Raw genomic sequence first — 14,511 nt, 5'->3', positions numbered from 1 at the left:
GCCCGAAAATTCAACAGCGCGGCCTGGCTGTCGCCGCGGCGGCGGGCGATCTGCGCGAGCCCGCGCAGCGATCCGGCAAAGCCTGCGTCGCGCGCCAGCACCTCGCGGTGCAGCGCCTCCGCTTCGTCAAGCCTGCCGAGATCGATCAACTTGTTTGCATCGCGGTAAAGGCCGACGAGCTCAGCCGGAGGCAGCGCAGCCATCTCGGCACCTTTGGAATCAGACAACGACATTCGCTCCATGGGCACCCGCCGTCATGAAGCCGCGCGCGGGTTCAGCCGCGTCGCGCTGGCCATCGAGGACTTCGAGAATCACGTCGGCGAGGTTGTCCAATGTGTGATGACGCCGCACTTCGTCGAAAACATTGCGCGCGAGGCCGATCCGCTTCTCGTGGTTCCGGACGAGACCGGAAAGCGCGCTGAGCCAGGCTTTTCTGTTGTTTTCGATCAGAAGGCCCGTTTCGCCATCCTTGACGACGCGCGCAAACTCCGGCCCCTTGGAGCAGACCATAGCCATGCCCAAGGCGCCGCATTCGAGGAATTTGAGGTAGCTCTTGTTCGCGTTGAAACTGTTGGCGACTAGGGGCGCAATGCCGATGTCCCAGCAGACGCTTTTTTGCAACCAGCGGACGAAGCTCGGATAATCATTGGCGAGGGGCAGTGGAATGACACTTCCGAATGCATTCTTCGCATTGCGGAACCCGCCGACGACCTGGAAATCGATCAGTCCAGGAAATCGCTTCTGCAAGTCCATGATGGCGTGACGGACGATTTCCAGGTCTTCGTCGTGGGTCGGCGTACCGATATAGCCGATGATGATCCTGCGGCCGCGAACCCGGCTTTCGGGTTGGCGCAGGGTCGAGGGCTCGCCCTCGCGCAAGCGCCAGAGATCGGCGTCCAGCACATTAGGGATGAATTTGACGTGCTTATTCAGCCTCGTGAATTTCTTCAACAGCGCCTCGGACGAAACAGTCACCGCGTCCGCGTCGCGCGCAAACGCCATTACGCGACTGCCGAGTTCTTCGACGTCGCCGCAGTAACCCCGCGTTTTCAAGGCCTGTCGATCCAGCAGATCGTCGTCGATTTCATATATCAGGCGAGCGCCCGTTTGCCTTACCTCCGCAATCCAGCTCGCGACTCGGCCGGATTCGATCAAGCTGGCATCGCGCTGCACTAGGACAGCGTCGGCGGGACCAAGCGAAGGCAAATGGGCGCTTCGAAGCTGGAAGACCTCCCAGCGTTGGCAGATGGCGGCCGTCCGGTAAGGCAGAAGCGCGCGGACGAAGCCGGAGCCAGCGGGAATGCCATCCGTGCGCAGGGCCGGCGCGACGAAAAGGCGTCCACGGGCCCGCGGTGCGGCGGGGACCTTGGCTTCGAAGAGTGGAGCCACCAGATTCCGCGCCCGCTCAAGGCCGGGCTGGGCGTTCATGGTCGCGACCGAGCGCGAGATGCGCGGTTTGCCATATTTCCGGACCAGAACCCGCATGCCCTCGTGCATCAACTCGGTCCTTTCCTGGTCGCCGTAACTCTTCGATTTGGCGTGGAAGATATAGGTGCTGGCGAGAACCGCCAGATCAAATCCGGCGTCAGCGGCGCGGAAACAAAAATCGTTCTCCTCGCCATAGCCGCGCGGGAAAAGTTCTTCATCGAACGAGCCGATCAACTCGAAGACGGCTCGCTTCACGCAGAAGCAGAAGCCGTGGACAAGCGGCGTGCGGATAAGCACGCCGTCCCAGTGCCGCTCGAAGAATAGATCCATGTCGGCTATGGTCATTTCCGGCGGGACTGGATTGATCGCGGTCTGCGAACCGGAGCCGGCCGCCGATGGAACGGATTGCGCGCTCGCGGCGTTGGACAAGGGACCGACAATACCAAGGAGAGGATCGCGGTCGAGCGCATCCGACAATTTGTTCAGCGCGCCGGCTGGCACGATCGTGTCGCTATTGAGCAGGAGAACATTGCGAGCTTCGCCTGCACGAATGCCGTCATTGACGGCAATCGTGTAACCTGTGCGCTCCTCGTGCCGAAGCAGCGTCGCGCCCGTCTGCGCCGCGAAATTTTGGAGATAGGCCGCCGTTTCGTCTCCTGAGGCGTCATCGACGATGATAATTCTGCCGCGTTGGTCCAGGGCGGCCGCTACGGAGGTCAGGCAGAGCTTGACGTCTTCCAAGGCGTTATAGACGCAGACCACGACGTCGAGTTCGAGGTTTCCGGCGGTGCGGCTCCAGTGATGAAGCTCCGGCAGCGGCAAGAGATGGCCATCGAGCCGATTGGGTTCGTGCCAATTAGCGTAGATGTGAGGTTTCGGACCCCATTCATTCACGCCATGCCGGAATATGGCGAAATCGTCGGAATCGCGGGTCGACATATAATCTGGCAATAAAGGCTTCCACTCGATCCCCGCCTGGAAAAGAGAATAATTGACGCTGAGTTGGTCGCGGCGGCTATCCCGATTGATCTCATTCCACCAGATTTGCTGGAACAGCCTAGTTTTCGGATTGCGAGCGTCAAAGACCATGAAATTGGTCTCGATAAGATTGGCCTCGCCAAGTGCCTCAACGGACTCATACCGGCTGATCTGCGCCGCAATGACATCGGAATCGTCGAGGTTGAGCGAAAAAGCCTCGGTCGCCTCTTCAAGATAGTTGCGGCGTATCGGATGCGCAATGGCTCCAACTAGTAGGCCGGAGGCCTGTGTCACAGCGACGAAATCGGAAATATTTCTCCTAACCAGCACATTGGCGTCTACCCAGACGACAAAATCATACCCGGGAAAGAGCCGCAACAGGTTGGTCTTAACGTAGCGCGCACTACGACGCGGATCTGCGTCGAGATAGGGACAGGGCAGAAGGCGGAAGACTCCATAGCCGTCGGTCACCGAATCGGTGACGCAGAAATAATCGATCTCAGGCTCGAGACGGTTGGGCAGCAACAATGCGTCGAACGAACCGATGATGGCCGTGACGACAGCGATGCGGCCGCGTTTGGCACCCCGCTTCCGCACCGCGTGCTGGTAATCGAGAATTTCCTGCGTTCGATCGCTTTCAAACTGCGGGTAGGCACGAGATTTTCCGTAATAATTGACGAGGTTAAAGCCTATGTCCGTGAAGCGGGAAACGACGGAATAGCCGCGCAGCACGGGAATGAGGCCGAAGAGGCGCTCGATCGCGTGAGCGAGCGTGCCATCGATCTGACCCGCCTCTTCATCGAAATCCTCAAGGCACAACCGGCCTTCAAGCAGCGGTCGCAGCGCGTCTGTCCGCGCCCAGAAGAAAGAGCCCGCCGGAAAATGCGGACACGTGTCTCCAAGATAAGACAGGCCGAAACGGTTCAACAAGCTAATGACGACATCGCGATTGCCGCCCCATTTCGGTTGCGCGCGGATTTCCGGATGATAAGGCGGTTGAAACACGCCGAGATGCGGATCGGCATGAAAAGACGTAAGGATCTGCGTTACGGTCGATCTGTTGGCGAGGGTGTAATGGAATAAATATCGCCGCCAGCCCGCATGTTTTGGACTGTGAGGCGAGCGTTTCGAGTGAAGATGCAGGACGAGATCATAAGTCAGGATCGCTTTTCCGAACTCGATCAGGAAAGGCGCGACGTCGCGCCCACGATTTTCGGGCGCGGCCACGGTCACGCCATCGCAATTCTCCAGCCTTTCGACGAAGGCCGCGCGCAAAGCTTCGAGATCACCCCGACCCGGCTGGGTCGAGACGAAAAGATGAAATCTTGCGGGTATGTTGGACAAATATCTACAAAATTCATCAAGCATGTCGACGTAGTAAAGATGCAAGTGAACCGCGATCGACTGGGCAAAATTGGGAGGCAGATCGGTTTCGAGATCATAATACAGCAAGGGACCCACTGCGCCATATTCCGGATCGCCGAAGCGCTCCAACGTGGTCGGAACATTGGTAGGAAATGGATTTGGATCGCGGCCCTCCATGCGGCCGCTGTTCATAAAATGATGCAGCGGGTTGGACTTCTTTTCGCGGACGTCGGGATTGGCCGCCAGATACATTTTGGTGCTGAAGCGTTTGGAGGGATCGAGTCCTTGCAGCCATCCCTCCTCCATGTAATGCGCTACTAGGCCGCCGGGAAAATTCAGTGCGTGGGGCGCCACGCGGGCGTAATGGATCGGATCGAAAAACTCGTTGGGCCCGATGCCTTCCGCCATCGCCTTTTCAAAAAGCCAGCCCAACGGCGTGCGCCCAGACCCCGTCGAGGGCCGAATCGAAGAAAACCACTTGGCGTCGAATAGTACATGCGTGCTCAGGCCCTTCTTCGAGCCGAGAAGAATGTAATGGACCAGCGGATGCCATTTTAACGTACGCACCTCGATTGCCTGCTGCAAATAGAATTTATTGTCGAATAGGGCGTTGGGGGTCCGCTTGTATTCTCTATCGCCCACAAGCGAGTAATGCTTTAGCGGATTGGTGCCGGCTTTGACAACATCGGAATGGTGATATTCATACCAATCCTGTTGGAACAACCCCGATGCCGCAATGATCGTCTCTATCTCGTCGAAGGTCATATTTATGGTGACGCCGTCAAAAATGCGCGATGGCCGCAAATTCTTCGCCTTGCCAATGGTCAGGTAATGCTTCAGCGCCGCGAAAGCCCCGGAACCTAAATTGAAATTTTGCGCCGCATAATATTCGGGGTCAAAATAGGGACTCGCCGCACGCTCGGGATGAGTCAGAAAATCCGCAACCACCGCGACATCGTCTCCAACGATCCCATAGGACTCCCGGTAATAATCGGCATCAAAGATTTTTGGGTCGCGCAAGGCTTCAAAAATTTCGCGCGGAAGTTCGACGGAGTCGATTGCTACGGACGTCGCCTCCTCCCGGACGGGTGCAGGCTCCGGCTCAGACACATCCTGTTGCTTGTGCGACGAAAAAGCTTGCCGCCCTTCCGACCGCCCGGTCACAAGATGGTGGGTAAGCGGATTCATGCCCGACTCCCGCACATCCGAATTGTGCTGGAGATAGAGCTCGGTCGAAAAATCGGCCGCCGGATCAAGCATCGCGCGCCATCCTATTTCGACGAAATGCCGAAGAATTGACTCGCTGACCTGCTCTCGCAACTCTGGCGCCTGTTGAAGATAGAACTCTTCGTCGAAACGCTCCTTAACGAGAGCCATTTCAACTTTCAGGTCCGCCTCGATCTTGCGCGGGTCACTTGGATGGGCGTAGCGGCCTTCCCCCCGTCCGCGAACGATATAGTGAAGGAATGGATTTATTCCCGACGCGCTAACATCGGGGTTTCGATCGAGGTAAAAGGAGGTCGAAAAATTCCGAGAGGGATCGCGCAGTTCGCGCCAGCCTTGTTCGAAATAATGCCCCACCGGATCCGCGACATCGGTCTCCGCCGTCAACTGACTCCGATAATAATCAATGTCGAATTCAGGCGTTATGAACCGCCTAGCTTGGGGCAGACTCATTCTCAAAAGATCGACCTGAGTCATTTTTCACTCTCGGACTTTAGCAATTTAGTTGGGACAGCGCGCCGCATCTTGGTCCCGGCAGCCAGCGTTTTAGATCGATCTTGCTCAATCCGCCCAACGACCTGAGCGTCATAGCAGGCACGACCGAGGCGAGCGAAAAAATTTGTAATGTCGCGGCGTGCGGTCGCATCCCCATTCGCTTTGAGAAAATTGCTGACGCCGGCGCTCAACTCATCGCCAACTCCCACGACACCAAGGCCGTGGCCATGAAGGAATTCGAAAACCGGATATTGAACGCGCAATTGTTTCAGGACGGCGGCAACGCCAAAGTCGCGCTCTCGGACGTTCACGTCGTGCAGAAGCATCACCCCTCGCCTTGACAGTTTCGGCAACCATGTCTCGACGTCGCTCCGCACAGCTGCTTCTGTGTGCAGCCCGTCGACATGCAGCAAATCGACGGAACCGTCCTCAAAATAGGATGCCGTATCCGAAAAACTGGCGCGGATCAGGCTCGAAAAACGTGAGTATTGGGCGTTGTTATAGGCATTGACGTAATCAAAGACCCCTCCGCCATAAAAGCCGGCATGCTCGTCACCTTTCCACGTGTCGACGGCATAACAGCGGGTATCGAGCGACAAGGATTCTACGGCCTGGCAGAAGGCGAAATAAGAGGCTCCGAAATGCGTCCCCAACTCGACGATCGTTCCTGGCTTGATTTGCGAAACGATCCAGAAGGCAAATGGAATATGTTCGAGCCAAGCCGAACGCGGCAAATGCGCCGGCCTCCAGAAGGCGGCCTTGACTCCCTCGTCCCCGGCAATAAGCGATATCGAGAGCTGATCGCTCTCCCTCTCCCTCTCCCTCTCCCTGTGGCCAACCTGCGCCATAGAGTCGATCAAAGATACCCCCGAACACAAACTAACGACTGCGGCTTCACCAAAAGGCGATGATGCAGCGAAGAATACCAACGCTATCATGAGTGAATATCGACTTCAACAATATGGCCGAGATTACCCAGGGGAATCGAATACGGACTTTAGTTGCGCGTGAGAGCGATTGAGATTCGTCCAGGAGCTCAAGCAATAGCATTTGGTGGCTGGCATGGACGGGTTTCGCGATTGTTTTTCTGGGGTTTAGGATCCACGCAGAGGCAAGGCGCGGCGGCATGATCTTCAGGAAATTCTTTTGATTGCCCTTTGCACGGTTTTGTGTGGCGGCGAGAGCTGCATGGATATGGCCGATTGTTACCGAGGAAAAGGAGGGGTTCCTTCGGGAATTCCCGACTTTGCACAATTGTTTGCCGTCGCAGGACACGTTCGTCCGGGTGTTTCGTTCGCTGGAGCAGGAAAAGCTCCGCTCTTGTTTTCAAAAGTTTATTACGTGGTTCACCGAAAGCTGCCGAAGCGAGGAGAGCTGTGTTGCTCCACGACAGATTTCGGCTACCGCCGGGTAGTACGGGATTTCGGCGTCGCAACTGTTCGCCTAGCGTCGCTCGCTGGCGACGGAGCCACTTGTTTCAACCCTCAGTGCGGCCGCCATTCGTTCCGGTCCGCGTGGAACCGGAACCAGCGACAGCGACCGCGATGGAGATGGAGATGGAGATGGAGATGGAGATCGTATCTTCACCCGATTGCCCCGAATTTAAAGTCCGGCGGCATTTTCCAAATTTAAGTTGAATTTTAGTGTTTCGCATTTAGTTTTAATTTGGCCAGACGGGTCGATGATGAGGGCGCGATGCGGAACGAGGGTAAGAATAACAGCTTTGCATTTGGTTCCAATGTGACGCTGTCAGGCAGCGTGAAAGGCGACAATAATATTGTTGTAATCGGCAACGCCCGCGTCCAAAGTACGATAAATATGCAAATATATGGTGACAATAACACAGTATTAATTAGCGCTTCTTACCAAATAAAAGCCCTCAATATCGTTTTCGGAAGCCATATTAAGGCCAACCACGCGTTGCTGAAAGTCGGAAAGCAATTTTCAATTGAACCCGGCTGCACGTTTCTTTTATATAATACTGAAAACAAACTGTTTATTGGAGACGACTGTCTGTTTTCGAGCGGAATAACGATTCGATGCGGAGAGGCTCCGCATCTCATTTTCGATTCGGAGACCGGCGATTACCTCGATATATCGGAAGGCGTTTCGATTGGGGATCATGTGTGGATTGGTGAGCGGGCCTATATCAACAAACGCGCTGTGATCCCAAGCAAATGTATTGTGGCGGCTTGCAGCGTCGTTACAAGGAAATTCGAGGATGAAAACTGTGTTCTAGGTGGACATCCGGCCCGAATTGTCAGGAAAAATGTTCATTGGGTCAGGAATCGAGATTTCTTAGAGAAGGACTCGATCTACAAGAAAAAATACGATTCTTACCACGAGTCTCTCAACCGACGGGGCCTTGCGGCGTCGTCGGACGCAAGTGTTGCTGCATCAGGCCCCGTCATGAAAGAGGATGGCGTCGAGTGACTTTGGCGCCCAGGGTACGTGGCGATTTGAACCAATCGCCGCGCGAGCGGCGTTCTTCACAGGCGACGAATGAAAAGGTCCAAAGCGTTTCTGTAGCGTCGTTGCCAAGCCTGCGATACAATGAAGCCTTCAAGCAACCCTCTTGCACCAAATCAAATCCTGATGGTTGGCTATGCCTTTCGGGATGATAGCCTTTATTTCAAAAAACTTCGTCCATTTCGCTCGAATATAATTATGGCTATGGAAAGCTGTCTGATAAAATTGTGGAAGCCCATGGGTGCCTTGACCTATGTGATAATAGAAATCCTTGTTCGTCAAACCGGGCTTCCACAGGTCCGGAACTAGGTCGAAGGAATGGGTGGAAAATAGCGCCGTCGCCCCAACTTTCATAACGCGCCGAAACTCACCCATCCATTCGAGTTGCATCTCTTCAGGTAGGTGCGTAAAGATGGAAATCGCATAGATAAAATCGAAAAATTGATTATCGAACGGTAGAGGCGGCATGGGGTTGTTGACCGTAAATTCGCCTATGGGTCCGAGTAGTTTTTGACACCAGGTAATAGCTTCGTCATCGATATCCGAGCCCCACCAAGCTATCGGAGCGCCGGTCAGCGCGGTATTGCGGCAGAGTTCAACTAAGGGCCGCAGGACGCGGCCGCAGCCCACTCCAAAATCCAATACCCGGAAATCGGCTGCGTCGGTCGCAACACGCATTAGACGCCCGAAAACATTCGCCGCAATCAATCGGCCATTACTTTCAAATGCTACCAAATCATCCGAGCCATGGACACGTTTTCGTAAATTCGGAGGCGCCACGATTCGTTGGTGTTGATAGTTTTTGCGCTGCTGCACAAAGACGTAGACTTCGGAACAGACCCCTTTCCGATTCTCTTGATATCCGTGCTCCCAAAAATGCTGCCATCCACTATAACCGGAGGTCACTTTTACCTTAGCCGCAACATCTTTATTGGCATCAAGATAATCAGCTTCTTTAAATTTAGCGCACGTGGGCAGCGTCTGTTCCATCGATTCCCATCCCAAAATTAATGAAGTGGACTCATTCGGAGGACCACAGGCGCTTGGATTTAAGGTGTAATCCGCCTGCTCTTTCCCTTCAAAACTCAAGCAGTTCCTGCTTATTCTGCTGCTGCTGTGGGTATCTAGTCAACACGTTTGCGTTGTTCAAGCGAATCGGCATGTCCACAGTCGCTGCCACCTCGATCTTGTCCATGCCAGCGCGCCAACCCGCCATGGGCATTTGGTTGTTCTGCGCCTGGTGTGGGCGCCGAAAATTCAAAAAAATTCATCCAGTCGCCAATGCCAGTCCGCGCTTGGCGACCGTCGACATAGGCTTTCAAATGAATTTCCTCGTATTTGATCGAGCGCCACAGGCGTTCGATCAAAATATTGTCCATAAAGCAGTCGCCTCCGTCCATCGAAATCGCGACTCCGGCGGCTTCGAGCTTTTTGGTGAAGGCGGCGCTGGTGAATTGCGAGCCTTGATCCGTGTTGAAGACCTTCGTCCGGGCCCTGCTGAACCCAGTCCCGACTTTGCAATATCTCTTGAGATGTCCGAGTAACGTTTTGGATGCCATTGATTTCCGATAATTCCAAGCGGAAATTATCAAGGGGGTACGAAAGAAGCCAAACGCCTAAACGGCGGAACTCATAGCGTATAGACCGAATTTACTCAAGCAATTTAATGAGTAATGACGACAGATCGGAAATATCAATCACCGTTTTCTCCCCGTGTTCTTGAAGTTGGAACACGATGTGCTCGTGGCCCACCAGACGTCCGATTCTTGATATCCAAGGCGGCGCGTGTGGAGGATGAAGTTCGATGATCTTTGTTGGAACGGGACAGAACATCAAGTTCATCAAACCGGCTCCATGCAAACCCAAGACACACTCCGCGTTCTCGAAAGCCGAAATGGTGTCGTGTGGATCATTGGTGCTCAGGACCATTGACTCAAATCCGAACCTGCGGAGCAAGGCGTCGAGTTCGCCCTGATTCGAGATCAGTCGTCCTTGGTTGGCGACACCATCCGCCCTTGAAATAAAAATTCGACGACTTCCTTTTGAACCCTTGAGCGAAAAGGCCGATTTCAAGTGTTTGTGGGCAAATTCCACCGACTCGGGCAGCATTCCATAAGGTCCACTTGGCAACGCAGCGACCGCGCAACTTTTTGCTTTGAGTGAAACAGCGTGTTGGAATAAAATATTTCCCGCACCGAAAACGTGGTTCAGAATATGGAGTTGCATAGGAAATTTCGGATAACGGCAAATATATTTGAAAGAACCAGACATAAGCTCGGTTGCAAACTGGGCGAAATAGGCGCGTGCGATCACATCATGATGAAAATGCCCATAATTCTGTCCATGTCCGGTCACGAGTTGAAAGCCAAGATCGTTGACCTCACGCACCTCTGCCGGCAAACACAATTGGACGAAGTCGCCCCGAGCCTCAACGACGAGCGGCGCGTATCGCGTCCAGACGCCACCATGCGGAACGAAAGTTAGACCATGGAACACGTAGTGCTCGTCGGTGACGATGGATCCGTCCGGCAGAAGAATGGCGTCGTCAAAGCGCACGACGGCGGGGACAGGAGCAATATTTTTTTCGAATCCGAGGCCGACCGGAAAATCTATGCCTAAACGCTGCTGAGGAATCGCGCGAGCGAGTTCAAATTGCGGCATGGGCGCGCAAGGATAGCCTAATGAAACCGCGTCCCAAATTGATATGACCTTCCGTTTCAAAAGTTCACTCATCAACGTGCCCTAGAACAAGCAGATGATAATGAGGCCTGTGTAAGAAAGATATCCTACGCATTCGCAAACCAGTTTCGCGGAAATTCTTCTGTTGCCAAGCAAGGTTCGCCAACTGCGTTCCCGCCAAGAATCCGCTCGCAACATTCATTCAAACCATCCCGCAAATGTCATTGTGACCCGCTAGCTGACGCCGTCAAGGTCTTCAATGTTTCCGAAACATCGTCCAGCGATCCGATGATAACGTAGCTTGTAAAATCGTGCGGGCCGGGGTCGACCTTGTTCTGGATGAAAAAGACGTTCCATTTCAGCGTCGGTGACGCCATTTTTGGGCCGGTGAAGCGTTGCGCGCCATAACCGATTTGCGCCCCTTGACCCGGAGGGGCATAGACGCCCAACGCGTATTTTTTATCGGTCGTCGATAAAATGATGGGTTTTGGTTGATACGCAATGTCGCCGGATTCGGGCTCCAACTTCTGATCGCGCGGGTCGAAGATCCAGAAACTTGAGAACTCGGCCGGCATATAGCCCGTTGGCGCCTCAAAGCCGCCGAGAATCCGCGAATCGCCGATTTCAAAGCTCGATCGAAATTCGATGAGGTTTTCATGGCCCAGAACGCCAATGGTCACAACTTTGCGATAGACGTCATGCGAAAGTGGACCTTCTTTCGGCGCGGACGAATCGGCGCAATGTTTGGGGTCGCTCGGATCCAACCAAAAGGCGAGTTGAGTCGCGGTCGTCAGGCGATGGGGTTCCACCTTGAGGGAAAGAAGGCGGCTCGTGCTGCTTCCGCCCAACCCGTCCTTGGCCGAACCCGCTTCGGTAGGGTTGAAGCATTCGCGGTGACGGTTTGAAAAAGCCGCAGCTGCCTGAAGTTCTCGTCCGTGGTCCTCGCTGTTGATGAATTGCTTGCCGCGCCAGACAAGACCATCGATGGCACCGGCGTCCCGGCTCGTGGCTCTGAGCACAATCATCGAATCGCGGAACACGCCACTGATCATGGCGGATTTTGATGGGTCTGGCCATTCGACGCCGGGCGCATCGACCGCTCCGCAAATGTCAGAGCAGCCAAAGAGAAAAATTGACATTGCAACGTCTCGGAGCCCCCTCAAGGAGGGCTTCGTCCGAACAATCAACAAGACTCCTCCAAGCGTAATCGCCGACCCAACTCGGGGGCGAATCGGATGAGGTCAATCCAATCGAACGATGGATCCGGGAATTGAATAGCACTTTTGCCACAACAATCAAATTCTAGAGCTGAGGTCTCTTTGTGTCTTGTTCGGCGATACGCCACCAATACCAAGCCGACGAAGCCCAGCGGCATCATTGCCCACGTCGACGGTTCAGGAACGCCTGACGCGACAGGTGCAAGTGTAAAATTGGGATTGTCCAAGACACTTAGTGTACCTTCAACGGTTTTGAGAGACCCCACGACGAGATAGACGTCGAACCTCAGCTCTCCAGTTGGGACCGTGTTTTCGATAAAAAATGCGTTCCATTTCACCGTTGGCGAGGCCATCGACGCACTCGTGAAGTGGGTTGCAGAGTAACCATAAAAGTATGGTTGCGGCGGCGCATAGATCCCCATGGCAAATTTAGAATCGGAGGTCGAAAGAATTATGGGGTTGGTTTGGTATGGCAAGTTGCCCGTGACGTTTTTTAGTTTGTCTTGATTCGGATCGTAGATCCAGAATGTGGAGAATTCCGGTGGCATATAGCCCGTCGGCGCCTCAACCCCCCCCAAGATACGAGGTGTGGGAACGAAATAGATCGTTTGGTAATTGATCACGTTCTTCATCGCGTTAACGCCAATCGTAATCGTAGTGCTAACGATGTCCTGTGATAATGATTCGCTCTTGGAGTCTAATGGATTCAACCAATAGGCCATTTGAGTTTCAGTTGTAATGCTATTTTTCGCGTTTAACTTCAATGACATAAGATAGCTTGTGGACCTTGGGCCCAAACCGTTTTCGGCGGAACCCGCCTCCGTAGGATTGAAGAATTGACGATTTTTGTTGCCGAAGGCGGCCGCCACCTGAATTTCTCTTCCGTGGTCCTCGCTGTTTACGAATTGTTGGTCATTAAAAATCAATGAGTCTACCGCACCGGCGACGCGGCTCGAAGTCTGAATCGACATTATTGAGTTATGGATAGTCGCAGTATCATTGGAAATGTCTGGCCAAACGATATTCGGAGCGTCTAGAGCATTTGCGTCATTATTAACAAATAAAACCCCGATGACATATATAATTCTTAAGGTGATAGACATCAGTAGTTCCTGTGCGCGCAATTTTACATGCACAGATGTTGTATCGCTCTAGCCTTGCGCTGGGCTTGCCACCAAAATTATGCTAATGGCTGCCGGCCTCGATTGTTCGCGTTTCCGATTTTTTTAGCCAATACCGTGGGAGTTTGGCTCTGCGCCCCGCGCTGTTGGTTGACGGCCGTGCACCATGTGCTCGAACGGCCCAAGGAACGTTCGATAAGGAATTCCGCATCTATTATCCCGGTACCTTGATGAGAATAGGTCCAGCGCGCGGTTCACACCGATAATGGCGAGCAATCGCTCGCGATCATCGGCAGGGACGATGACATTCACAGTTTGAGGCATGACGATAGATGTGAACCGGCTTGCAAAAGTGAACCGGCGACCGAGCCAATCTGCGGTGAATAGATCAGGCTAGAGAAGTGAAAGCGATGGAGGGAGATTGATCGCAGAACGGTCGCATTAACTCTCCGCATCGGTGCCGGCCCGATGGTGACTTGGGTTACGAGCATTGACGACATAGCGGTGCGCAGCATCGTGGGTCATGGAGCGACGGATACCGGGGGCGGATCCTCGCAGCCAATTTTGAACCGGGCCATCTGGAGCGAATCGCGGTTTTCGTTGGGAATCTCATCGATCGCGGCCCACGCCAGCTTGCCAACATCGACATCGTAAGGCCAATGGTGGAGACGGGCGCGGCGCATTGCGTACTCGGCGATCACGAATTCAATGCGATCGCCTGGGCAACCCCGGACCCCGATGCCCCCGGTGAACATTTGCGTCGTCGAGATCGCCCGAACACCTTACGCGCTGGCGGCGTTGCGCGAACTGGTCGAAGAGGACCATATATTGTTTGGCATCGTTTACCCATTCGCGCCGGCGGTGGTCACCGGCATGGAGACCTGTGCGCCCGATGAGTCCGCCATTTTCGACCCGGCGACGAAAGAGAAAATCAACAGGGACAACGCCCTGAAACTTTTTCCACATCTGGCCGACGCCACGGCGGGCGAAGCGCATGGGTTGGGCAGGATCTGACAGGCGGTTCGGGAGGCGGCCGAAAATCTAGCAGAGAAGGTGTGCGAGCGCTGAAAGCTGAATATCAACTGGCCCAAGACCGATCATTTCGACGGGCTTCATCACGCCGCAGGCGACATCCCTGTGCGGGTGTAAAGGGTCACGTCGGCGATTCAAGCATTTGGTATAGCGCGACAATCTGGGTGAGAGGCGCGCGACAATCAGGATGAGAATCCGGTGTCGCCGCGACGCCGATATTCGCTGTGTTGATTGACGCGCGCAAGCGCTTTTCGATGTTGATTGTCGCGGCGCGTCAATCAGCGAGATCGGCCTCTGCGAGATTGGCTGGCGTCGCCTGGCTTGATGGACGTCCCGGCCCTCGTTTTCGCTCGATGGCCTGGCGGCGACGATAGCTTTCGACATTCAGTTCGAAGATCGTGGCGTGGTGGACGAGACGGTCGACGGCGGCGAGCGTCATGGCGGGATCGGGAAAGACCTTGTTCCATTCGCCGAACGGCTGGTTGGCGGTGATCAGCATGGAT

12 protein-coding genes are annotated in these 14,511 nt (G+C 54.4%); 2 read left to right on the top strand and 10 right to left on the bottom strand.

What is annotated here, in order from left to right:
- The 3 genes from QZY01_RS01080 to QZY01_RS01070 form a co-directional block, all read right to left on the bottom strand.
- The coding region (locus QZY01_RS01080) for a hypothetical protein (RefSeq protein ID WP_294532352.1) at positions 1-227 on the bottom strand (227 nt) is incomplete at its 3' end.
- The gene (locus QZY01_RS01075; protein WP_294532349.1) at positions 220-5,148 is read right to left on the bottom strand and encodes a rhamnan synthesis F family protein; all 4,929 of its coding nucleotides are present in this window, start codon (positions 5,146-5,148) and stop codon (positions 220-222) included. The genes QZY01_RS01075 and QZY01_RS01080, both read right to left, overlap by 8 nt.
- 320 nt (positions 5,149-5,468) lie before the next feature.
- Positions 5,469-6,428 carry a class I SAM-dependent methyltransferase gene (locus tag QZY01_RS01070; RefSeq protein ID WP_294532345.1) on the bottom strand — a complete coding sequence of 320 codons (960 nt, stop codon included), beginning with the start codon at positions 6,426-6,428 and terminating at the stop codon, positions 5,469-5,471.
- Positions 6,429-7,155: 727 nt separating this feature from the next.
- On the opposite strand from QZY01_RS01070, the gene QZY01_RS01065 reads away from it, so the two are divergent.
- Complete coding sequence (locus QZY01_RS01065) at positions 7,156-7,923, top strand: acyltransferase (protein WP_294532341.1); 768 nt, start codon at positions 7,156-7,158, stop codon at positions 7,921-7,923.
- A 129-nt stretch (positions 7,924-8,052) separates the two neighbouring features.
- Here the strand turns inward: QZY01_RS01065 and QZY01_RS01060 are convergent, their stop codons facing one another.
- The 6 genes from QZY01_RS01060 to QZY01_RS01035 form a co-directional block, all read right to left on the bottom strand.
- Entirely contained in the window at positions 8,053-9,048 is a 996-nt protein-coding gene (locus tag QZY01_RS01060; protein ID WP_294532339.1) for a class I SAM-dependent methyltransferase, read from the bottom strand.
- A 35-nt stretch (positions 9,049-9,083) separates the two neighbouring features.
- A complete protein-coding gene (locus tag QZY01_RS01055) occupies positions 9,084-9,518 on the bottom strand; it encodes a hypothetical protein (protein WP_294532336.1) in 435 nt (144 codons plus the stop codon).
- Positions 9,519-9,609: 91 nt separating this feature from the next.
- A complete protein-coding gene (locus QZY01_RS01050) occupies positions 9,610-10,692 on the bottom strand; it encodes a glycosyltransferase family 61 protein (protein ID WP_294532333.1) in 1,083 nt (360 codons plus the stop codon).
- Positions 10,693-10,859: 167 nt separating this feature from the next.
- Positions 10,860-11,777, bottom strand: coding sequence for a hypothetical protein (locus QZY01_RS01045; RefSeq protein WP_294532330.1), 918 nt, complete (start codon positions 11,775-11,777; stop codon positions 10,860-10,862).
- Between the two features lie 44 nt (positions 11,778-11,821).
- Positions 11,822-12,958, bottom strand: coding sequence for a PEP-CTERM sorting domain-containing protein (locus tag QZY01_RS01040; RefSeq protein ID WP_294532327.1), 1,137 nt, complete (start codon positions 12,956-12,958; stop codon positions 11,822-11,824).
- Positions 12,959-13,497: 539 nt separating this feature from the next.
- Positions 13,498-13,731, bottom strand: a complete 234-nt coding sequence (locus QZY01_RS01035; RefSeq protein ID WP_294532324.1) for a hypothetical protein — start codon at positions 13,729-13,731, stop codon at positions 13,498-13,500.
- On the opposite strand from QZY01_RS01035, the gene QZY01_RS01030 reads away from it, so the two are divergent.
- On the top strand, positions 13,724-13,990 hold the full coding sequence (locus QZY01_RS01030) for a hypothetical protein (protein ID WP_294532321.1): 267 nt from the start codon (positions 13,724-13,726) through the stop codon (positions 13,988-13,990). The genes QZY01_RS01035 and QZY01_RS01030 overlap by 8 nt on opposite strands.
- 292 nt (positions 13,991-14,282) lie before the next feature.
- On the opposite strand, the gene QZY01_RS01025 is transcribed toward QZY01_RS01030, so the two are convergent.
- On the bottom strand, positions 14,283-14,511 hold a 229-nt coding region (locus QZY01_RS01025; RefSeq protein WP_294532317.1), incomplete at its 5' end, for an ATP-binding protein.

The organism is uncultured Rhodoblastus sp., from assembly GCF_903903185.1.
Classification (GTDB): Bacteria; Pseudomonadota; Alphaproteobacteria; order Rhizobiales; family Beijerinckiaceae; genus Rhodoblastus.
This window is presented reverse-complemented; position numbering and strand designations above follow the sequence as displayed.